The sequence below is a fragment of the Ruminococcus albus 7 = DSM 20455 genome (assembly GCF_000179635.2).
GTDB classification, from domain to species: domain Bacteria; phylum Bacillota; class Clostridia; order Oscillospirales; family Ruminococcaceae; genus Hominimerdicola; species Hominimerdicola alba.
Genome location: NC_014833.1, coordinates 2,321,278 through 2,343,487, shown reverse-complemented (window position 1 = coordinate 2,343,487; position 22,210 = coordinate 2,321,278). Strand labels below are relative to the sequence as shown.

The 22,210-nt window shown below is 42.4% G+C and carries 23 protein-coding genes; 6 read left to right on the top strand and 17 right to left on the bottom strand.

The genetic code is table 11. The annotated features are described in order from the left end of the window. Positions 1-55 precede the first annotated feature (55 nt). On the bottom strand, positions 56-1,375 hold the full coding sequence (locus tag RUMAL_RS10555) for an aspartate kinase (protein WP_013498733.1): 1,320 nt from the start codon (positions 1,373-1,375) through the stop codon (positions 56-58). A gap of 249 nt (positions 1,376-1,624) precedes the next feature. On the opposite strand from RUMAL_RS10555, the gene RUMAL_RS10550 reads away from it, so the two are divergent. Then, the gene (locus RUMAL_RS10550) at positions 1,625-2,065 is read left to right on the top strand and encodes a zinc ribbon domain-containing protein (RefSeq protein WP_013498732.1); all 441 of its coding nucleotides are present in this window, start codon (positions 1,625-1,627) and stop codon (positions 2,063-2,065) included. A gap of 81 nt (positions 2,066-2,146) precedes the next feature. Here RUMAL_RS10550 and argF read toward each other — a convergent pair whose 3' ends face one another. From argF to RUMAL_RS10475, 15 genes are all read right to left on the bottom strand, one after another. Continuing rightward, positions 2,147-3,061, bottom strand: coding sequence for an ornithine carbamoyltransferase (gene argF / locus RUMAL_RS10545; RefSeq protein ID WP_013498731.1), 915 nt, complete (start codon positions 3,059-3,061; stop codon positions 2,147-2,149). Between the two features lie 33 nt (positions 3,062-3,094). Continuing rightward, on the bottom strand, positions 3,095-3,535 hold the full coding sequence (locus RUMAL_RS10540) for a GNAT family N-acetyltransferase (protein WP_013498730.1): 441 nt from the start codon (positions 3,533-3,535) through the stop codon (positions 3,095-3,097). Positions 3,536-3,552: 17 nt separating this feature from the next. Then, positions 3,553-4,734 carry an aspartate aminotransferase family protein gene (locus tag RUMAL_RS10535; RefSeq protein WP_013498729.1) on the bottom strand — a complete coding sequence of 394 codons (1,182 nt, stop codon included), beginning with the start codon at positions 4,732-4,734 and terminating at the stop codon, positions 3,553-3,555. Between the two features lie 393 nt (positions 4,735-5,127). Then, positions 5,128-6,003, bottom strand: a complete 876-nt coding sequence (locus RUMAL_RS10530) for an IS1595 family transposase (protein WP_013498102.1) — start codon at positions 6,001-6,003, stop codon at positions 5,128-5,130. 97 nt (positions 6,004-6,100) lie between these two features. Beyond that, a complete protein-coding gene (locus RUMAL_RS10525; RefSeq protein WP_013498727.1) occupies positions 6,101-6,616 on the bottom strand; it encodes a hypothetical protein in 516 nt (171 codons plus the stop codon). Further along, complete coding sequence (gene argB / locus RUMAL_RS10520; RefSeq protein ID WP_013498726.1) at positions 6,616-7,479, bottom strand: acetylglutamate kinase; 864 nt, start codon at positions 7,477-7,479, stop codon at positions 6,616-6,618. Before argB ends, RUMAL_RS10525 begins: the two co-directional genes overlap by 1 nt. A 38-nt stretch (positions 7,480-7,517) precedes the next feature. After that, positions 7,518-8,150 (bottom strand): GyrI-like domain-containing protein, encoded by a 633-nt coding sequence (locus RUMAL_RS10515; RefSeq protein WP_013498725.1) that lies wholly within the window; start codon positions 8,148-8,150, stop codon positions 7,518-7,520. Positions 8,151-8,159: 9 nt separating this feature from the next. Continuing rightward, positions 8,160-8,912 (bottom strand): TraX family protein, encoded by a 753-nt coding sequence (locus RUMAL_RS10510; RefSeq protein WP_013498724.1) that lies wholly within the window; start codon positions 8,910-8,912, stop codon positions 8,160-8,162. Positions 8,913-8,961: 49 nt separating this feature from the next. Continuing rightward, entirely contained in the window at positions 8,962-10,260 is a 1,299-nt protein-coding gene (gene argJ, locus RUMAL_RS10505; protein WP_013498723.1) for a bifunctional glutamate N-acetyltransferase/amino-acid acetyltransferase ArgJ, read from the bottom strand. A gap of 12 nt (positions 10,261-10,272) precedes the next feature. Further along, the gene (locus RUMAL_RS10500) at positions 10,273-11,607 is read right to left on the bottom strand and encodes a glycoside hydrolase family 3 protein (protein ID WP_013498722.1); all 1,335 of its coding nucleotides are present in this window, start codon (positions 11,605-11,607) and stop codon (positions 10,273-10,275) included. 82 nt (positions 11,608-11,689) lie between these two features. Then, on the bottom strand, positions 11,690-12,640 hold the full coding sequence (argC, locus tag RUMAL_RS10495) for an N-acetyl-gamma-glutamyl-phosphate reductase (protein ID WP_013498721.1): 951 nt from the start codon (positions 12,638-12,640) through the stop codon (positions 11,690-11,692). A gap of 21 nt (positions 12,641-12,661) precedes the next feature. Then, the gene (locus RUMAL_RS10490) at positions 12,662-13,129 is read right to left on the bottom strand and encodes a hypothetical protein (RefSeq protein ID WP_013498720.1); all 468 of its coding nucleotides are present in this window, start codon (positions 13,127-13,129) and stop codon (positions 12,662-12,664) included. Continuing rightward, on the bottom strand, positions 13,110-14,483 hold the full coding sequence (gene argH, locus RUMAL_RS10485; protein ID WP_013498719.1) for an argininosuccinate lyase: 1,374 nt from the start codon (positions 14,481-14,483) through the stop codon (positions 13,110-13,112). Before argH ends, RUMAL_RS10490 begins: the two co-directional genes overlap by 20 nt. 158 nt (positions 14,484-14,641) lie before the next feature. Then, on the bottom strand, positions 14,642-15,073 hold the full coding sequence (locus RUMAL_RS10480) for a pentapeptide repeat-containing protein (protein ID WP_013498718.1): 432 nt from the start codon (positions 15,071-15,073) through the stop codon (positions 14,642-14,644). Positions 15,074-15,112: 39 nt separating this feature from the next. Next, positions 15,113-16,342, bottom strand: a complete 1,230-nt coding sequence (locus RUMAL_RS10475; protein WP_013498717.1) for an argininosuccinate synthase — start codon at positions 16,340-16,342, stop codon at positions 15,113-15,115. A 363-nt stretch (positions 16,343-16,705) separates the two neighbouring features. Between RUMAL_RS10475 and RUMAL_RS10470 the strand changes: the two genes are divergently transcribed. From RUMAL_RS10470 to RUMAL_RS10460, 3 genes are all read left to right on the top strand, one after another. Next, positions 16,706-17,239 carry a flavin reductase gene (locus RUMAL_RS10470; protein WP_013498716.1) on the top strand — a complete coding sequence of 178 codons (534 nt, stop codon included), beginning with the start codon at positions 16,706-16,708 and terminating at the stop codon, positions 17,237-17,239. A 203-nt stretch (positions 17,240-17,442) separates the two neighbouring features. Further along, positions 17,443-17,883: an NfeD family protein gene (locus RUMAL_RS10465; RefSeq protein ID WP_013498715.1), complete on the top strand. Its 441-nt coding sequence runs from the start codon at positions 17,443-17,445 to the stop codon at positions 17,881-17,883. 18 nt (positions 17,884-17,901) lie between these two features. Continuing rightward, positions 17,902-18,864 carry an SPFH domain-containing protein gene (locus tag RUMAL_RS10460; protein ID WP_013498714.1) on the top strand — a complete coding sequence of 321 codons (963 nt, stop codon included), beginning with the start codon at positions 17,902-17,904 and terminating at the stop codon, positions 18,862-18,864. A 122-nt stretch (positions 18,865-18,986) separates the two neighbouring features. Here RUMAL_RS10460 and RUMAL_RS10455 read toward each other — a convergent pair whose 3' ends face one another. Further along, positions 18,987-19,955, bottom strand: a complete 969-nt coding sequence (locus RUMAL_RS10455) for a glycosyl hydrolase (protein ID WP_013498713.1) — start codon at positions 19,953-19,955, stop codon at positions 18,987-18,989. A gap of 165 nt (positions 19,956-20,120) precedes the next feature. On the opposite strand from RUMAL_RS10455, the gene RUMAL_RS10450 reads away from it, so the two are divergent. Further along, positions 20,121-21,422, top strand: coding sequence for a hypothetical protein (locus tag RUMAL_RS10450; protein ID WP_013498712.1), 1,302 nt, complete (start codon positions 20,121-20,123; stop codon positions 21,420-21,422). A gap of 90 nt (positions 21,423-21,512) precedes the next feature. Next, a complete protein-coding gene (locus tag RUMAL_RS10445; protein ID WP_013498711.1) occupies positions 21,513-22,115 on the top strand; it encodes a pentapeptide repeat-containing protein in 603 nt (200 codons plus the stop codon). Positions 22,116-22,210 lie beyond the last annotated feature (95 nt).

Genomic DNA, 22,210 nt, shown 5'->3' with positions numbered 1-22,210 from the left:
CTTCTGCTGTACGGACTGTGCATCTATCATATCTATACTTCCTTATGCTTTATGATCAAAGCTTTGTTTCAACGAATATATCGTAGATCGACTTAACAGCAGTCTCAAAATCACTTTCGCTGACACCGATGATAACATTCAGCTCACTGGAGCCCTGATCTATCATCTTAACATTTACATGAGCATGAGCCAGTGCAGAGAATATTCTGCCTGCAGTACCTCTGTTTGCCTTCATAGCTCTGCCAACAACAGCGATGAGTGCAAGATCTGTCTCGATCTCGATCATATCGGGGTGGCAGTTTCTGTGAAGACCTGCAAGTATCTCCTGCTCCTTATCTGCAAATTCTTCCTGAGTAACTATTACAGACATAGTATCGATACCTGAAGGCATATGCTCAAAGCTTACACCGTTCTTCTCGAATACTTCAAGTACTCTTCTGCCGAAACCAAGCTCAGCGTTCATCATATCTTTTTCGATATTGATAACAGTGAAGCCCTTCTTGCCGGCAATACCTGTTATGGTGAATGCGGGCTTCTGAGAAGTGGACTCAACAATAAGTGTGCCGGGAGCCTCGGGATCATTTGTGTTCTTGATGTTTATAGCGATTCCTGCTTTTCTGACAGGGAAGATAGCATCCTCATGGAATACGCTTGCGCCCATGTAAGAAAGCTCTCTCAGCTCCTTATAAGTGATAGTTGTTATAGGAGCGGGATCTTTAACGATCCTGGGGTCAGTTGTCAGGAATCCTGAAGTATCAGTCCAGTTCTCATAGAGATCTGCATTTACAGCAGCAGCTACGATAGAACCTGTGATATCAGAACCGCCTCTTGAGAAAGTCTTGATAGTATCATTGGGCATAGAGCCGTAGAAACCGGGAACAACTGCATTCTCAAGTCCCTCAAGTCTTTCGGAGAGTACCTTATTAGTACGCTTTGCATCAAACTGTCCTCTGTCATCGAAGAAAATAACATCAGCAGCGTCGATGAAGTTATAGCCCAAATAGTTAGCAAGTACCATACCATTCAGGAACTCACCTCTGGATGCAGCATAATCTCTGCCTGCCTTACCGATGAAACAAGCCTTGATGACATCAAATTCATTATCAAGATTGATATCAAGACCAAGGTCATTGATTATACCGTTGTATCTTTCCTTTATAGCTTCAAATTCCTTTGTGAAATCCTTGCCCTTAGCAGCAAGATCATAGCAGCCGTAGAGCATATCAGTTACCTTTGTGTCCGCAGAGAATCTCTTGCCTGGCGCAGAGGGAACTACAAATCTTCTTGAATCCTCAGCTGTGATTATATCCTTGACTTTCTTGAACTGTTCAGCGCTTGCCAGTGAGCTTCCGCCGAATTTAACTACCTTAGTCATTAGTGTTCAGACCCCTTTTAATTATAATAGAAATATTTATCATGCATTTTAAGCACCTTAAAAAGTATACCCAATTTCACTAAAATAGTCAATAGTCAAATATACAAACTTTACTAAAGTTTCTTGTGTACGTTTGTGAAATACGCTTGTATTCCTGTGACGGACAAGCATAGTAGGAGCAACAGCAGGTTGCTTGAATTATCAGGGATTTGATGTTATAATGTATACAAAGAAGGAGGAGATCATATCATGGACAACAAAAATATCATTCGTGAACTTCGCGTAAAACGAGGTTTATCTCAGGAGGAGCTTGCTGAAAAGGTCTATGTCACCCGACAGGCTGTATCTCGATGGGAGAACGGAGATACCGTACCGAACACTGAAACATTGAAACTGCTTTCTGTATTGTTTGAAGTATCTATCAACACTATACTTGGTTCACCGAGAAAGCTCATTTGTCAATGCTGCGGAATGCCACTTGATGATTCAGTGCTCAGCAGAGAAGCGGACGGAACATTCAATGAGGATTACTGCAAGTGGTGCTATACTGACGGCAAGTATGTTTATTCATCCCTTGATGAACTTATCGACTTTCTTGCTGATCATATATCTAATGAGCAGTTTACTTCTGAACAGGCAAGGGAATACCTTTCTAAAACACTTCCTGAACTTTCACACTGGAAAAAGTAAAGAGGGGTACATAAGAAATAAGACAGATACATCATTTGAAATAACGATGTATCTGTCTTTGTTTTAGATATAATAGTTATATTACTTATTTCCGCCCATTACCTTGACCATTACAGCCTTCTGAGCGTGAAGTCTGTTTTCAGCTTCCTCAAATATCTCGTTTGCGTGAGCCTCGAATACCTTCTCGGTGATCTCTTCTTCACGGTGTGCAGGCAGGCAGTGCTGTACCATTGCATCAGGTTTAGCTGCAGCCATTATATCGTCATTTATCTGATATCCTGCAAAAGCTACCTTACGCTTCTCGGTCTCAGCTTCTTCACCCATTGAAGTCCATACGTCTGTGAACAGAACGTCTGCGTCCTTAGCGGCTTCGATAGGCTTGTCGGTCATAAAGAACTTATCACCGTACTGCTTTGCGAATTCCAGTACCTCGGGATCGGGACGATAGCCCTCGGGGCAAGCGATGGATACGCTCATGCCGACTTTAAGTCCGCCGACGATCAGGGAGTTAGCCATGTTGTTTCCGTCACCGATGTAGCACATCTTCAGACCTTCAAACTGACCCTTGAACTCACGGATAGTCATAAGGTCTGCAAGCACCTGACAAGGGTGGCAGAAATCTGTCAGACCGTTTATTATCGGGATAGAACCGTACTGAGCCAGATCTTCAACTTCCTTCTGCTCAAAGGTACGGATCATGATACCGTCCAGGTAACGAGAGAGTACTCTTGCTGTATCCTGAACAGGTTCACCTCTGCCAATCTGAAGATCGCGGTTAGAGAGGAACAGTGCCTGTCCGCCCAGCTGATACATACCTGTCTCAAAAGAAACACGTGTACGTGTGGAAGACTTCTGGAATATCATGCCGAGAGTCTTGCCCTTCAGCACCTTATGTTCGATTCCGTTCTTGTTTTCATATTTCAGCTGATCAGCCAGATTGAGTATGTCAATTATCTCCTCTTTTGAAAGATCAAGCATTTTGAGTAAGTGGTTCATATTGTAATACCTCCGTTATTTGAGATTATTTATTTACGTATCTATTCTTTTCATTTCGGAAATTGCCTTGTTCCTGTAGGTCAGGTCAGTCCTGTGACTGAACCCTGCCTTCTCCCAGAAAGTGTTCCCGCCTTCGTTTTTCGAGAAGCATACAAGCGCAGCCTTGTTAATGCCCTGATCTTTGAGTGCTTTCATAGCCGCATCTACAAGCTTTGTACCGATGCCCTGTCCTCTGTGATCGGGAGAAACTGCAGTGTGGTAAATGTAACCGCGTCTGCCGTCATGACCTGCGATTATCACACCAACTATTTCAGCGTTGTCCTCAGCCACAAAGCACGTTTCGGGATTTCTTTCCAGATATCTTGCTATGCCATCTCTCGAATCATCAAGGTCATTCAGCCCCATGCCTTTGCAGGAAAGCCACAGGCTGTAAACTTTATCGTAGTCCGTGATAACCATTTTCCTGATAGTCATGGTATACCTCCGAACTATTATTTTTCAAGGATATCCTTGAGAATAGCCAGACCCTTGTCTATCTCCTCGTAGCTGATGTTCAGCGGAGGCAAGAAACGCAGTTTTTCCTTAGCTGTAAGTATCAGCAGACCATTGTCAAGGCAAGCTTTGCATACATCGCCTGCGGTCTTGGTCTTCAGGCTGACACCCAGCATAAGTCCCATACCGCTGATGCCTGTAACTTCGGGAACATCTTTCAGCTTCTCGCGGATATAGTCACCCTTCTTGATAACTTCATCAAGGAAGCCTTCTTTTGTTACATTGTTCAGTACAGCCAGACCGCCTGCACATACAACGGGGTTTCCGCCGAAGGTAGAACCGTGTGTGCCCTTGGTCAGAACATCACAACACTTCTCGTCAGCCAGGCATACGCCGATAGGCAGTCCTCCTGCCAGACCCTTTGCCATGGTCACGATATTGGGCTTCACGCCGTAGTTCATGCAAGCTAAGAACTTGCCTGACCTGCCTACACCTGTCTGAACTTCATCGCAGATAGTCAGGATATCATTCTTTTCAGCTACATCGAATATAGCCTTTACAAAAGCCTCATCAAGTCCAACAACGCCGCCTTCGCCCTGAATGCATTCAAACATTATAGCGCATACCTTGCCGTCGTTCTCGGCTATGACTTTGTTCAGGTCATCGATATCATTAGCCTTAACGTTTACAAATCCGGGCAGGAAAGGGAAGAAGTAGTTATGGAATACGTCCTGTCCTGTAGCGGAAAGAGTTCCCATTGTCCTTCCGTGGAAACTGTTCACCAGTGTGATGATGATATTCCTCTCGGCTTCCTTGCCGTACTTGTCAAAGCTGTACTTCCTTGCGACCTTGATTGCGCACTCGTTAGCTTCAGCACCCGAGTTTCCGAAGAACATCTTGCTGTAACCAGTGATACCGCAAAGCTTCTGCGCAAAATCAGCCTGTACCTTTGTGTAGTAGTAGTTGGAGGTGTGCTGTATCTTCTTTACCTGAGCGCAAACTGCATCTACCCATTCCTCGTTGCAGTAACCAAGGCTGTTTGTGCCGATACCCGAGCCAAAATCTATGTACTGCTTGCCGTCTTCGCTGACAGCTGTCTGTTCAGCACCCTTATCGAGTACCAGGTCATACCTTCCGTAAGTCGGCATAACGTGTTCATTGAACTGTTCTATAGTATTCATTTTCATTTTCCTTTCAAAGAATCGATTTATATTTTTAGCTTAATTCTATCTCGATTTCATTGCCCATATCATACATCAGCTTTTCAAATTCTGTTGCAGGGCAGGTGAAACCATGCTTGTCTATCGCGTACTTGTTACCTATAAAATAAAGGTTGAAGTAGTGGGGATTCTGATTACCATTTCGATACCGTTCAGAACGGTTATTTATCGGTAATAACTCTTACCCCTTTGCTCTCCATAAATTTAAGAAATTGCTCAGGCTCGCATTCAAAACCATTTATGTCCATTCGGTATTTTTTATTATCTTGTATTATATTTTCATAGTCTTGCATTATATATCCATTATCTTGTATTATATAATATGGTTATCCCCTTAACACACCACAAGTAAGATCACTGCACCAAAGCAGCCAAAAGCCTTAAATACGCACTGTTTCCCAGCTTACGACGGTTGAATTTGTAGCAGTATTCGGCAGCATATAACGCTGTGTGGATCTTTTCGTTTCCGTGGTAAGTTCCCATGATCATTGCTTTGAAGTTTGATATAACTTTATGCATCCAGTTCAGCTGACCGCTTGTTGGATCATATGTCTCAAAAACATGGAAGTATTTCTGTGCCAGCGGTTTCTTGTAACTTCGAGCATTATCACTCTCGATCTTCGAGCCTGCGCGGATATTATCCCTGGCAAATCTACCCACAGTTATGCCCTTTAAATTTGGCACATCGCTCATTTTAACGTACTCGGGATTTCCTGCTGCGTTCTTCGATAAAGCTACGATCATCTTGACTTTTTCAGTACCTCTGCCGCGCTTTTTACCGTGAGTCGGAGCACCGAGATAGGTGTCGTCAAGCTCAACTATACCGTCCAGCAAATAGCGTTTTTCACGGCATTTCATAGCTTTTCTGATGCGGTGAAGGATGTACCATGCAGTCTTGTAGGTCACTCCCAAATTTCTCATAAGTGTAACAGCAGAAACGCTGCATTTGTTGCTCATAATGAGGAATGCGGTGATTATCCACAGCCTCAGCGGAATATGTGTTCTGTGCATAAAAGTTCCGTTTGTGGCGGATATATCAGCTTTACAGAACTTGCAGCGCAGCAGATGGCGTGACCTTATCCTGCGGTACTCAGAGCCACCGCAAAACGGGCAGGCAAAGCCCTTTTCAAAGCGGATATCAAGCAAAAAATCCTTGCAAAAGCTTTCATCTGCGAACTTTGAGTATATCCCATCAAGTGTGATCTCAGGTTTCGGAAATCTTTTTGACATAGCGACAGCTCCCTTCGGTTTCTGTCACTATTATACTATATTTTCTGAGTTTTGAGGTCTGTTTATTTGGACAGCATTGTAAATTATCTGTGGTGTGTTAAAGGGATAACCATGTTATATAATAATAGTCATAGGTCACAAATATCTCAATGTCTTTGTAAAACATACGCCCGAATATATATCTTCCATCGAAGAAAACACTTGTTTCCGTAAATCTGAAAGTATTTTTATACCTCAGATATTCATCGGGCTTGCGGATATTATATTGTTTGTACGGAGAGTGTTGTGATTTTAGTGCACCATCGTAACGTAATAACCCTACCCACAAAGATATGATCGTAGTTACGATGATCGGTAAGCCAACAAAGGGGAGCACTTCTTTCAGATTTGAATGAGGAGGTTCATTCATGAGTATCTTTATGAAGTCAATTATCAGCGTAGATCCATAAGGGAGGAGCCAGAATAGATTTACTGATACAAAAATTGATATTGTCCAACTCAGGAACGTCCTCTTCCTGTAAGCTTCCATCTCGTCTCGCATTTTGTATGCTTCCGCGGAATCATCGTACTCTTCGGTGATGTTCTTGATGTAAGGCTTGTAATTTTTGTCCATCAGTTGAACTGTGTACCGATACCCTCATTTGTAAGCAGTTCGATAAGTATCGAATGGGGAACTCTGCCATCGATTATGGAGGTCCTCTTGACGCCGCGTCTGACTGCCTCCACGCAGCAGTCTATCTTGGGTATCATACCGCCGCTGATTATGCCGGACTTTTTCAGGAAAGGAACTTCGCTGACATTTACCTGAGGTATCAGTGTGCTGTCATCGTCCTTGTCTTTCAGCAGACCAACGATATCAGTCATAAGTATCAGCTTTTCAGCTCTCAGACATGAAGCTATCCTTGATGCTGCAGTATCAGCATTGATATTGTAACTCTGTCCGTCCTCACCGATACCTACAGTTGAGATTATCGGAACATATCCGTCATTTATAGCATCGAGTATAGGCTTGGTAGTGACTTTCTTGATCTCACCGACATAGCCATAGTCCTCTCCGTCATCTCTGTCAAGCTTATCAGCGATTATCATTCTGCCGTCGCATCCGCAAAGTCCCAGCGCATTTCCTCCGTGAAGCTGTAAAGCGGATACAAGTTCCTTGTTCAGCTTACCGCAGAGTACCATTTTAACAATGTCCATAGTTTCCTTGTCTGTATATCTAAGACCGTTTATGAACTTGCTCTCAATGCCAACTCTCTTAAGCATAGCATTGATCTCAGGGCCGCCTCCGTGAACCAGCACGACCTTTATGCCGACTTCACTAAGCAGTACGATATCGCTCATTACTGCTTCTTTAAGTGCTTCGTTTGTCATAGCGTTGCCGCCGTACTTTACGACTACCACCTTATTGTGGTACTTCTGTATATAGGGCAGTGCATCGCTTAATATCTGACTTCTGATACTGTTTGAAATATCCATTTTACATCTTCCTTTATATTATCCCTTATGGGAAATTATTAGCCTTTTTTAATAGGGTGCCTGATGACCGTTTTCAGCTTCGCAGGCTCAGTCTTTCGTGGGTCTGAAAGATATATCTCATGATGCTGTCTTTCATTTACCATATCATTTACATATCCCTGTTCAGCGATAAACTCATTCATCAGTGCGACACTTGCGGGTTCATCGTCATACGAACCGATATGCATCATCTGTACACAAAGCCCTTCTTTAAGTGTTATGAATCGTGCTTTTGAACAATCTGTATTTTTCTTCTTCTCAGCCGTTTCAACAGCCCATCGGAATTCTTCTTCCGTTACAAACTCGGGAAGACGTATCATAGCTGTCCACTCAAATTGTTCCTTGTGAGCATAGTCTATATTTTCCGAACCGTCCTGCTTCCACAGACCTTCCAGCGGAGGCACGACATATTCGTAAAATCCTTCGATCCTGTGATCTGTCTTGTAACTCATTTTCAGCGTGTAAGCAACAGCATACAGCACCCCGACATCCTGCTTGTATTCGCCGTCTTTTTCATTCGGATCGCCCTTGCCCCTCACCGCGATGTAGCTCATCTCGGGAACATCGACGATAACAGGCTTTTTCGGCGGCATATAATACTCTTTGTATTCTTTCTTGAAATCGAAAGCCATATTAACTCCTTATGCAAGCACTACCCATTTTATGATGCCCAGTATCAGCAGATGTGCAGGGTAGAATATGTAGAAGAACCATTTGTTGAAAGCATTCTTCTTTCCGCCTTTTCCATTGTAGCAGAAAATTATTATCAGCGGTACCATAAGTACACCTAACTGATGCCAGCCGTCATGTATTAATACCATCAGCATCATCGGCAGATATGCCAGCGTTACCGCGATATAGCGCTTTTTCTTGTCGTCCCTGTACAGATACATGAACAGGGGAGCAAGAACATCCATTATCATCCAGTCACCTATTATAGAAATAAGACATAGTAACACGGTGAGGGCTATCTTATCTTTTTTGGTGTACTTTTTGCTGTCCCAAAGTCTGATAGCTGTAATACCGAGAAACAACGTGAAAATTACACTCTGAAAAATCAATTTTAATGGAGCCGAAATAAGCTTTTGGGGTCCCGGATTTGCAATAAGGAAAGGAAGCCATGATACAGCAGCAAATATTGCAAGCCTTTTCTGATATTTAGCTATATCCCGCGTGTACTTTGCACCCTCCGCCAGGAAGAATGCCATGGTCGGACCCGTAAGCCTGCCAATGAACCTCATTATGTGGTATACTGTAGGGTCAATAGAACTCTCGAACAATTCAGCTATGTGGTCTATCAGCATAGCCACGATAACTATGTATTTCAGCGTGTTGCGGTTGATGAAACCGCGTTCCTCAGACGGCGCAGAAACATTTCCGAGTGTGTTTTCCATATTCTGCTGTCCTTTCCTGATTATGTTGTTACAGAACTATTTTTATCTCTTAACTTCTGTAATCGCCGTTTATCTTAACGTAATCGTATGTAAGGTCACAACCCCAAGCAGTGGCTTTTCCTTCACCGTCACCTACGCATACATTTATGAATATCTCGTCTTCGAGCAATATCTTCTTGGCTTCTTCCTCTGAGAAAGGTATGCCTGCACCGTTCTCGCAAACGTGTATCTCGCCCTGCTTTGAAGCGATCTTAACATCTACCTTGTTTATATCGAACTCAGCATCTGCGTAACCGACTGCACACAGTATGCGTCCCCAGTTAGCATCAGCACCGAACATCGCACACTTGAACAGGGGAGAGCATATAACGCTCTTAGCGATGATGATAGCATCGTCCTGATCCTTAGCGCCGCATACATTGCATTCCAGTAGCTTGGTAGCGCCCTCGCCGTCCTTGGCAAGCATCTTTGTGATATTGCTCATTATTATGAACAGCCCCTGCTTGAACTTATCGAAGTCAGCGCCCTCGGCTGTGATCTCATCGTTTCCTGCAAGACCGTTTGCCATAACTGCGCAGGTATCGTTTGTGGACTGATCTCCGTCAACCGAAAGACAGTTGTATGTTACCTTGACTATCTCACTGAGCGCTTTTTTCAGCATTTCAGGACTAACTGCACAGTCAGTTGTGATAACATTTAAGGTGGTAGCCATGTTAGGGTGTATCATTCCGCTTCCTTTGCCCATGCCTCCGATATGGCAGATCTTACCACCTATCTCAAACTCTACAGCTACCTCTTTCTTTACAGTGTCGGTAGTCATTATTGCTATGGCTGCCTTTTCGTTGCCGTCATAAGCAAGTCCGCTGTAAAGATCGTCCATAGCTTTTTCAACAGGTTCTATCGGCATTATCTGACCGATAACGCCTGTCTGAGCGATAAGCATTTCCTCGGTCTTTATACCCAGCTTATTTGCAGCCAGTTCGCACATTTTCAGTGCCTTAGCTTCGCCGTCAGCGTTGCAGGTGTTGGCATTTTTTGAATTCAGTATAAATCCCTGAGCCTTACCGCCTGTCTTTTCAAGATGCTTCTGCGAAACTGTAACAGGCGCTCCCTTTACCTTGTTCTGTGTGAATACAGCTGCAGCACTGCACATTACATCAGATGCCACCAGGCAAAGATCAGGCTTGGTGTTTGAAACAGGGCTTTCATTTCCGTCAGGAGTTTCTGCTGCGTCCATAGCCTTCTTTATGCCGCAGTAAAGTCCGTTTGCTTTAAAGCCCTTGGCAGCACACACACCGCCATTTATATATTTGTAACCGTCATAAATGACTTTATTGATCTCTTTCATACTAATTACTCCTTATTCTTCAGCGGAAGAAGAAACCGTATCTTCCCCTGATGTATCATTATCGGAAGAATGATCATCAAACAGACCCCTTCTGACTTTTAGTGTCAGGATACGTTCAACTCTTTTATTGATCATGCTTTCGCTTATCTTGCCTTCATCTACAGCTTTTAATACAGCATCAATGGAATCTTCGAGGTCGTATGGCATAAGTACTATATCCGCGCCTGCGATTATAGCGTTTACTGCGCACTCGCGCTTGATATAATTGTTGGTGATACATTTTGCAGACATAGCATCTGTTATTATAACACCTTTGTATCCAAGCTCATCTCTTATCTTATCCTGTATTACCTGCTTTGACATTGAAGCCGGCAGTTCATCATCAGATACTTCAGGCAGCAGTATATGTCCGATCATCAGCATATCCGACTTTTTTAATGCTGTTGTAAATGCAGTGCCGGAATTATCCATTATTTCATCCCATTCGGAATCGTTTTTCGGTACATCTTCTCCGTCGGCATTATCGTCACCGTAGCCCGGAAAATGTCCGACTGCTGTCATTATTCTGCTTTCATGAAGACCGTCTATTTCAGCCTCTACCAGACTATCGACCGTAAGAGGATCATCGGAAAATATCTTGCTGCCGATCTTTTTGCTGTCTTCGGAAACATCTGCCACAGGTGCAAAATCAAGATTTACTCCGTAGCTGACCAGATATCTGCCAATGGTCTTACCAAGTTTTTTTGCATTTTTTGCAGTTTTTACTGCATCCATATTATCGAAAAGGGGAACAGCAAAATTGACATTATTGGCGATAGTAGCATTATCCCCGCCGATCTCGTCAACTCCTATAAAGAGAGGATATTTTGAATTATCCTGAAGCCCGGTAGTAAGTTCTATTAGCTTATCTTCATCAATGATATTTTTTTCTTTAAGCGTAATGCCGCCCACATTGTATTTTTTCAGGGCTTTTACCATCATTTCATCGACATAGGTCACGCCGCCTATGGTATCATCATTTACGGTCTTATTGTCATAACCTGTTTCAAGCGCATCAGCCCTCACAATAAACAACTGACCGATCTTTTCTTCAAGTGTCATATTCTTGATGGTGGCTTTTATGAACTTTTCAGGATCTTCTTCGGGAGAATATTCTATTTTATTATCTGCCTGTGATTCTTCATCCGATGTGGTATCATCATCCTGATAATGCCATCTTCTCGGCGAGTAACTGCTTTCATCTTCTATTTTGTTTATAGTATTGGGGTCCGGGCGGCTCAGATTACCGCATGAAGACACAGAAAATGTCAGAATAACGGCAATCGCAGCCATGATCTTTCTTTTCATAAATAAACCTCAGTAATAGTCTTTACTTGATCGTATATACTGATAATTAAGTACTTATATTAATATATCAGCGTCCTGTATATTATAATCCTTTTGTTTCGTCGATTCCCAGCATGATGTTCATATTCTGCATAGCAGCTCCGCTGGCACCTTTGCCGAGATTATCGAATCTTGAACAAAGAAGTATCTGTTCATCATTTCCGCATACAAATATCTGCATATCGTTTGTATCCGCAAGGGTATTTGCAGCAAGAAAACCGTCAGCTAGTGTTTCGGCACCGCCAAGTTCCATTACCTTTACAAAATGCTGACCTGCGTAGTGTGCTGACATGATCTCATGTATCTCTGCGGGAGTATACTTTTTAGTCAGGCATCTTGTTACCAGCGGAACGCTTACAACCATACCACTGTAATAATCATCGACGATAGGGTTGAACATAGGTGCATATTTCATACCGCAGATCTTCTGCATCTCCGGCAGGTGCTTATGCTGCTGACCAAGAGCATACTGTCTTGGTGAATTCATTTCAAATGTCTTGTCATCACTTTCGATAACGTTGATCATCTTGTTGCCGGCGCCGCTGTAACCTGATACTGCATGGCAGGTAACAGGATAATCCTCAGGAAGAACGCCTGCCTGAATCAGCGGATATACCAGTGATATAAAGCCGCTGGCATAGCAACCGGGGTTTGCCACTCTCTTGGATTTACGTATATTCTCTCTGTGCTTTTCGGAAAGCTCGGGGAAACCGTAGTCCCACGCAGGATCTGTTCTGTGCGCAGTTGAAGCATCAATTATCCTTGTATCGGGATTTGTACAAAGTGCAACAGCTTCTTTTGCTGCCGCATCAGGCAGACAAAGGAATACTACATCAGCACTGTTTATCATTTTAGCACGCTCAGCACTGTCCTTGCGCTTATCTTCATCAATAAGCAGTATCTCGATATCATCGCGTTTGCCGAGTCTTTCATATATTTTAAGACCAGTTGTTCCTGCTTTACCATCTATAAAAACCTTGAATTTATTGCTCATAACGTTACACTTCCCAAAAGATCATTTCTTGTTTTTTCTGACATTACTGTCATCAGTTATCGGAGTATATGGTCTGTCCTCACCGAGTTTTTTCATTCGCATCTGCTCTCTGTAAGTTCTGACGGCTTCCTTGTCCGCAAAGCAGCCTCCGAGTCCGCATCCGAAAAGCAGACAAAGGATCGTCATGACTATTAGGTTCGGGATTATTATTCTGTAGGTATTCCATACTGCATAAAGAAGTACAGTCATCGTTATTACAGCAACAGGAAAGTACCACATAACTCCATGTTTCTTACAGAGCCTGAAAAACATCACAGTACATCCCACAGGGTATATAAACCCGAATGCCAGCATAAAAGCTAGTATACTTGGTATAACCTTATCTACAATAAGTACAAGCCCAATGCTGAAGCACAGCCATATCATAAATACAACTGCAGAACTTAGTTTTTCGCTCTGCTTTATCTTATCAAAGCCTTTCACGTACATACGCTATCTGTGCCTTTACCGATTCAGGAGCGGGACCGCCCGCAGCCTTACGCTGCATTACGCAGGTGTCGAGGCTTATTGCATCGTAAACATCGTTATCAAAAGTATCTGTGAGCTTTTTGTACTCATCCATAGGCAGAGTTTCAAGCGTGCATCCCAGCTCGATACAAGTATGAACCAGAGTACCTGTTATCTTGTAAGCATCTCTGAAAGGCATACCCTTCTTTACCAGATAGTCTGCGCAGTCGGTAGCATTTATGAAACCTCTCGCAGCAGCGTTTCTCATGTTGTCTTTGAGGACAGTCATGGTATCCAGCATGGGTATAAATGTTTTCAGGCAAAGCTTTACAGTATCAACTGCATCAAAGATCGCTTCCTTGTCCTCCTGCATATCCTTGTTGTATGCCAGGGGAGTACCCTTCATCATTACCAGCAGAGTATTCAGATCACCGTAAACTCTGCCAGTCTTACCTCTGATAAGCTCGGTAACATCGGGATTTTTCTTCTGAGGCATTATGGAAGAACCAGTTGCATAGGCATCATCCAGTTCAACGAACTTGAACTCCCATGAACACCAGAGTATTATCTCCTCAGAGAATCTTGAAAGGTGCATCATAAGCATAGATATAGCAGAAGCCAGTTCTATACAGAAATCTCTGTCCGAAACGCCGTCCAGCGAGTTCTGAGTTATCTCATCAAAACCAAGTATATCACATACTCTCTGTCTGTTGATAGGATAAGTGGTAGAAGCAAGCGCACCGCTTCCGAGAGGCATAATATTCAGCCTTTTCTTACAGTCTTCAAGTCTGCCGAGATCTCTCAGCAGCATATTCGCATAAGCCATCAGATGATGTGCGAAAGTTATAGGCTGAGCCCTCTGCATATGGGTATATCCGGGCATTACTGTGGTCAGATGCTTTTCTGCCATATTGAGTATAGTCTGCTCCAGTTCCTTGACCAGTGCTATTATCTCGTCTGTCTCAACTTTAAGATTCATTCTTATATCCAGTGCAACCTGATCATTTCTCGATCTTGCAGTATGAAGTCTTTTACCGGTATCGCCAAGTCTTGAAGTCAGCTCAGCTTCAACGAACATATGCACATCTTCGGCAGTGGGATCAAACTCCAGTTTTCCGCTGTCGATATCAGCAAGTATTCCTTTGAGTCCTTCAACTATCTTCTTGCTCTCCTCAATATCTATTATGCCGCACTCGCCAAGCATAGTAGCGTGTGCCATCGAACCCTCGATATCCTGCTTGTACATTCTGTGGTCGAATGAGATAGAGGAATTAAAATCGTTTACCCTCTCGTCTACCTCTTTAGTGAAACGTCCTGCCCACATTTTTCCAGCCATTTTACTTACCGTCCTTTTATTGTATAGTTATATAATATTTCGTCTGCTTATACAGACCGTCCTGCGCAGGGCAGTCTGTATAAACAGGCATGGGCAAAATAACCCGAATCAAGGAGTTATTCTGCCCGAACACCTGCTAGCGTCCGTCAAACGGACGATCAATCCTTATCGTGCTGCTCCAGAAGTTTCTGGATGTCGATGCCGTTGATCTTCAGACCGTCGATCTTGCAGTCACTGATCTCAACACCTGTGAGGTCACAATGTATGAACTGAGAATTTTTCAGATCAGGATTCTTGAATTCAACATTGTTCATGATAGAACAGCCAAAACGCGAACCGCTTATGTTAACGCCCAGGAAACGGGAATTTACCATGTACATATCGGTGAATCTGGTGTTCTGCATACTGATGTTGTCAAAAATGGTGTCGTCCATGTTGACATCTTCAAAGTTTGAGCCTTTCAGATTTACATTGGTAAAAGTTGCACCGCCCAGATTAACGTCCTCAAAAGACGAATTGGGGAGATTATCGTAAGATATCTCAACTTTCTTGTCGAAGCCCGGTTCAAAGTAAGGATTCTTGTCTGACATACTATGACCTCCTAATAAAAGATTTCTTACAGCGTAAGATTACTTATTGTTTCTCTTCTGCTCCAGCTTAGCGCGAACCTTGATAGGCAGACCGAACAGATTGATGAAACCTGCGGAATCAGCCTGATTGTAAACGTCATCCTCATCGAATGTAGCAACTTCCTCATCATACAGGGTGTAAGGAGAAGTAACGCCTGCATTTATAACGTTGCCCTTGTACAGCTTCAGCTTAACGTCACCAGTAACGTTCTTCTGTGTCTCGGTAACGAATGCGCTGAGAGCTTCTCTCAGAGGTGTGAACCACTGACCGTTGTAAACTATATCAGCAAACTTGATGCCGATGTAGCTCTTCATTCTTGCGGTCTCCTTGTCGATGGTGATAGTCTCGAGTATCTCGTGAGCCTTATAAAGGATAGTTCCGCCGGGAGTCTCATAAACGCCTCTGGACTTCATACCTACAAGTCTGTTCTCAACGAGGTCTGCAAGACCGATACCGTTAGCACCGCCGAGTTCGTTCAGCTTTGCAACGAGATCCTTGCCGCCCATTTCAACACCGTCAACAGCAGTAGGTATACCCTTTTCAAAGTGTATAGTTACGTATGTAGGCTTGTCAGGTGCCTGAATAGGAGATACACCCAGCTCCAGGAAACCGGGCTTCTCATACTGAGGTTCATTTGCAGGATCCTCAAGATCCAGACCCTCGTGTGAAAGGTGCCACAGGTTCTTATCCTTGGAATAATTGGTTTCTCTGTTTATCTTCAGAGGAATGTTGTGTGCCTCAGCGTAGTCGATCTCCTGATCTCTGGACTTGATGTCCCAGATCCTCCAGGGAGCGATGATCTGCATATCAGGTGCAAATGCCTTGATAGCCAGCTCGAATCTTACCTGGTCGTTGCCCTTACCGGTGCAGCCGTGACAGATAGCGTCAGCGCCTTCCTTGATAGCGATCTCAGCTATCCTCTTTGCGATTATAGGTCTTGCAAAGGAAGTACCCAGCAGATACTGGTTCTCATATACAGCGCCGGCCTGTACGGTAGGATAAACGTAATCTGTGATGAATTCTTCAGTCAGATCCTCGATGTACAGCTTGGAAGCGCCGGTCTTTATAGCCTTCTCCTCCAGACCATCGAGCTCGGTACCCTGACCAACGTCACCGGATACTGCAATAACTTCACAGTTATTATAGTTTTCTTTCAGCCACGGAATGATGATCGAAGTATCAAGTCCGCCCGAGTAAGCCAGTACAACTTTTTTGATTTCTTTAGCCATGATGTGTTCCTCCAAAAATAAAAATTCAGGCATAACATAAGGTGATCATATGTCAAACAATAATCATATTATACACCATTATTCGGATTTGTCAAGAGGTTTTACGCATAAAAATGCAAATCTATGCAAAATTTCAATGAATATAACGTATAAAAGGCGATAATATACGTATAATGATGCATATTATCAGATTTAAACGAATATTGAAAAATCATTCCCGACAACAATGCCCTATATGATTTTATTATAACACTGTTTACGTAAAAAATCAATTACAAAATGGTTGCATTTTCATAAAAAATGGAGTATAATATTATAATGCCGGAAGATGGCAGAAATATAACGCGAAAGGCGGAAGAAAAAATGAGCATACTTACTGAGAGATTCGGCTTTAAGGAAATTGATCCATCCGAGCTTCACACAATGGGCTTTGATCCCTATAAAAGGATCGATAAGGATTGGTTCCTTGTAACAGCAGGCGATGAAAGCAGTTGGAACACAATGACTGCATCATGGGGATTCGCGGGTATTATGTGGGGCAAACAGACCTTTACTACTGTTATCAGACCTCAGAGATATACTAAAGAATTCCTTGACAAGGGAAATACCTTTACAATAAGTTTCTTTGATGAATCGGAGAGAAAAGCACTTGCATTCTGCGGTTCTCACAGTGGCAGAGACAGTGATAAGGCAGCTGAAACAGGTCTTGTACCCGTTGCGACAGATGGTTCTGTTACATTTGAGCAGGCAAAGCTCGTTTTCGTCTGTGAAAAGGCATACGTTCAGCAGATGACAGCCGACAGCTTCGTCAATAAAGACCTTATCAAGGCTAATTACGCCGCAGGGGATTACCATGTGCAGTATATCGGTATAATCAGGAAAGTATATGTAAAGTAAATCGCTTGATATATTTTTATGTGACAAGTCGTATTACTTGATAGATCGACTGCTTTTCTATCACTTTTCTGTCAGCAAAATTTTTTCTGTTATTCGAATTTACCTATTGAAAAAATCCAAAAAATATGTTATAATTATGTTGCGGTAATTTAAAGCCGCAGAAAGAAATATATTTTTCAGAACAGGAAAGGAGTTGATCTGTTATGACAATTACCACATTCATTATTATCTGGGCTGTGGCTTTTGTTTTCTTTGTGATCGTTGAGATAGCAAACGGTGCAGGATTGCTGAGTATCTGGTTTGCACTGGGTTCACTTGCAGCGATGTTCTGTGCGATTGCTAAACTGCCTTTTGTTGCACAGTTTGCAGTGTTCGTGTTCGCTTCCATAGTATTCCTTTTTGCAACACGGCCTCTTGCGAAAAAAGTCAGGATGACTGCTGTGCCGACTAACTTTGAACTGGATGTTGGTAAAACAGCGCAGGTCATCGAGAGTATTGACAACAGCCTGAATAAAGGCAGGGTCAGATTGGACGGCACTGACTGGTCAGCTGTTTCCGCAGACGGTAAAAAGATAGAGAAAGGTTCTACTGTCAGCGTTGTCGAGGTCTCTGGCGCAAAACTTGTTGTTACACTAAAAAATTAATTCGGAGGTTTATGAAAAATGAGTCCATTTCTTATTGTACTTATAATTATTGCATTTATTGTGTTGGTAGTTATTTCCAATATCAAGATCGTTCCTCAGGCTTATGTTTATGTAGTAGAAAGATTCGGTACCTTCCATGCTGCATGGGGCACCGGACTTCATGTTAAAATGCCTTTTATCGACAGAGTTGCTAAAAAGGTATCTATCAAGGAGCAGGTAGTTGACTTCAAACCCCAGTCTGTTATCACTAAAGATAACGTTACCATGCAGATAGATACTGTCGTTTTCTTCCAGATAACCAATGCTATGCAGTTCACATACGGTGTTGAAAGACCTATCTCAGCTATCGAGAACCTCACAGCTACCACACTGAGAAATATCGTCGGCGACCTCGACCTCGAAGCAACTCTTACTTCGAGAGATATCATAAACACACGTATCACAGCGATACTTGATGAAGCTACCGACAGATGGGGCATCAAAGTTCAGCGCGTGGAGCTGAAGAACATCATCCCTCCCAGAGAGATCCAGGATGCGATGGAAAAGCAGATGAAGGCTGACCGTGAGAGACGTGAAAAGGTCATTCAGGCTGAGGCAGAAAAGAAGTCCCAGATACTTGTTGCAGAAGGTGAAAAGGAGTCCAAGATACTCCGTGCACAGGCTGACAAGGAATCACAGATCCTCGCTGCTGAGGCTGAAAAGCAGTCCATGATCCTTCGTGCAGATGCCGTTAAGGAACAGAAGATCCTCGAAGCTGAAGGTGAAGCGCAGGCTATCGAAATGGTACAGCGTGCTCTTGCTGACAGTATTGTAAAGCTGAATGCTGCTAATCCTAATGATGCAGTTATCCAGCTCAAGAGCCTTGAAGCATTCAGCAAGGCTGCTGACGGCAAGGCTACAAAGATCATTATCCCCAGTGAGATACAGGGTCTTGCAGGTCTTGCAACAGGTCTTAAAGAGATCGTCAAGGATGCTAAATAATTGATATGTTTTTTATTCAGGCTGTGTAACACTTATGTTACGCAGCCTTTTTGTGACCGTATTTTAATTGTATGCTTATATAATATAAATAAAAAGACCGCCGGCTGGCGGCCTTTTGTTATTCAGTATAACTCCGGTAATTCATCGAGCGTGACTGCGTATGGATTATCGTATAATTTTTTCATATATTCAAAAGTGTTGAATTCTTCGGTTAGGCAGAAATCTTTTGACCATGTCATATATGTTGTCCAGCCGGTGTGGAGATCATGTATCTCGTCTGCATCGGGAAGAATGCCTGTTTCGCCCATAAGTGCAATCTTTGGAGCATCTGTAAATGATATGAGTTCTCTGTATTCTTTATCATTGGCGGTGTGGTGGTGCTTAGCGGGATAGAGATCGCGTGATATGATATCAACACAGTCATCACCGGGGTAAAATTCCGCTTTAGCAGCATTCCACACCCATATAAGATTGTCAAGACCATGTGTGGCAGTGAAACGCTCAAACATTATCCTCCAAAGCATTTTCAGTACATCAGCACCTTTTGCGCCCCACCAGAACCATTCTCCGTCACATTCGTGGAACGGTCGCCACAGTATAGGGACACCCTTTTCTTTAAATGGACGAAGAAGTGCGGCAAAATGATCTATATCCTGCAAAAGAGCCTTGTTTTCTTTGGTTCCCGACTGAACAGCCAGAGATGCATCAAATTCTGTATTTTCTGTATAGAATGCTTTGCTTCTGCCGCCTAAAGGCGAAAACCAGTGGATCGTCATTGTAATAAGACCCTTTTTTTCTGCCCATAACCATGCATTTTTCAGTGTGCCATTGTTTTCAAGAACTTCTTTCATGCACTCATCGTCAGTATCGGTGTAGTTTATGTTTGGCGAATACGAAAGGAGTTCTATGCCGAGCAGAGCAGGTTCTTTGCCTGTTACACGCTTTATGGTTTCGATCTCTTCCATAGCCATAGTCTGTGTGTGTTGTCCGGTAACGATTTTTACACCTGAAATATCTGAAAGATAATTCAGTACATTACCGACACATTTCTGTGAATTTTTAAATACGGGTTCTGTTGATCTTCTCGTCATTGTGATCCCTCCTTTAATTTTTACTATTATAGCATAATATCCTCTTTTGTACAATAACAAATACTATGATAATTATGATTTTTTGTTGGTTGACAAATCTTATAATATACGATAAAATAGTATTTATATTATATAAGATCATATTATCAAAACGGAGATATAATTATGGGCAGATCATTTAAAATTAACCATGTACTTAATGCTGATAAGCAGACAAAAGCGCAGTTCAAAAAGCAGTTCACTGATATGATGAAAGCGAAAGGCTATACTTCCGCCAAGGAAGATGATGCTGAACTTTGCTATGAACTTGTCTTTTCGGCTGACAGAAAATGGGTGACGATACTTTTCGAGGACGACACCGAAGCCAAAAATAAAGCATCAGCCTTCGCAAGAGATCTGGGTATGCAGGTTCTCAGTGTTGAACTGGTAGACAGCGATTTTGCCGAACTTACGCTGTTTGGTTTAAACGGCTCACCTGTCGATACCATGTTTTTAGGCGAACCATACTTCGATGAAGTGCCCGAGCCCTCGCCGCTGAAATGGCAGACCATGCTCGGCATTGACTGGGCAAAAGTCGAAGAGATACAGCAGGGCGATCACACATTTGCAGAAGATGCACTGTGCGAATTCGGTGAGATCATCGGCTGTGAGAATATGCTGGCAGAGTATGGAAATGAAGGTGATAACGCTGTCAGGGTGTATTTTAAAAAGGCAGGTGAGAAAAAGCTAACATATAGAACCGCGTACAATAAAGTTTTCAGCGAAGTTCTTGAACCACTTGGATTTGTGAAAACTCAGACACCGCTTCTTTACATGAGATCAAGGGGTGATATCATAGATCTCATTAAGATCGAAGAAAGCAGAAAAGATATGTTTTCTTCCGGTGAGGATACAAGGTTAAACAGGCTGATCGATGTTTGCTTTGTGGCATCAACGCTGTATGAGGGTTGGCTGGAACGTTTTTTCACTTCTGAAAAAAACACTGGTTTATTGGTAGGAACAAGAAAGTACATAGCAAAAAACCAAAAAGAGATCGAAGGATCGTTTGAATTTGTATATGATAAAGAAGATCCCGAAACCCTGAGAACAGCTGTTGAACAGTCGGTAGATTACATACTGAAATATGTGATACCTCTTTTTGATGAGATAATAGATGTGAAAACATTTTTAAAAAACACATATAAATTTTCATATTCTGGAGATCTCTTCCCACTATATTTTCTTATTGATGATCATCATGAATTCATACTTCAGGAAAATAAGGAATTTTTTGAACGAGCAAAGAATGATCCAATACTGTCCAGAATTCCAGATTTATCAAAGAGTGTTGAAGAAAGCACAAAAGAACTCGAAGATAAAATCAAAGCTGTTATTGATGATAGAAACAGATACAATGAATTTTTGGATAAATTATCAGAAACTAAAATCAAGAATTTGGAATATCTTAAAAAACAGGTAATTAATTAGGAGAATTAAAAATGAATTTAAAGATACTAAAGATGAAGAAAACTAAAATGGTTTCAAAAGTCATAGATCATAACAGAAAGGATGAAATAAATGTTTTCTGATGATGTTGAAAAAGTCAGAGCGGAAGATTTGGAAATCAAGGAGAAGGTATTTGACCATGAGATCATCGCATCTGTTGATATGAGCGGCTTTGAATTTTCATCTGTAACTTTCATAGGATGCAGATTCATACAATGTGACTTTAACAAAGCCGGCTTTTATGGTTGCAAATTTGAAAAATGTGACCTTTCTAACTGCAAGCTGGAAGAGTGCTATTTCAAGGATTGTGAGTTTGCGGGCTGTAAAGCAAACGGTGCTGATCTTGGCCGCTCGGTAATCAAACATACTAAGATGAATACTTCCTCTTTTTCATACGGATTGTTTTCAGAATGTGTTATTGATAGCTGTGAGATCATTGATTGTGACTTTTCGGGAGCGCTGCTTACTAAGGCAGAGATCAAAAAAACAACTCTTAAAGATGTCAGACTCATCTCTGCCGAATTTTTTCAGGCAAAGATACGCGGTGTTGATCTTTCTAAGTGCGATATCTCGGGCATAGTATTTTCACATGAATTAAGCGAACTCAGAGGTGTGACAGTTAATTTTGAGCAGGCGGCTGATCTGGCAAGACTTCTGGGAGTTATTGTAAAATAAGTAATATCCTATTTTCTGCCGGTAATTATTTCTATTCCCGATATGATACCATTGTCAAAAGTCATGGCTTATTTTTATACAATTATTCAATTGAA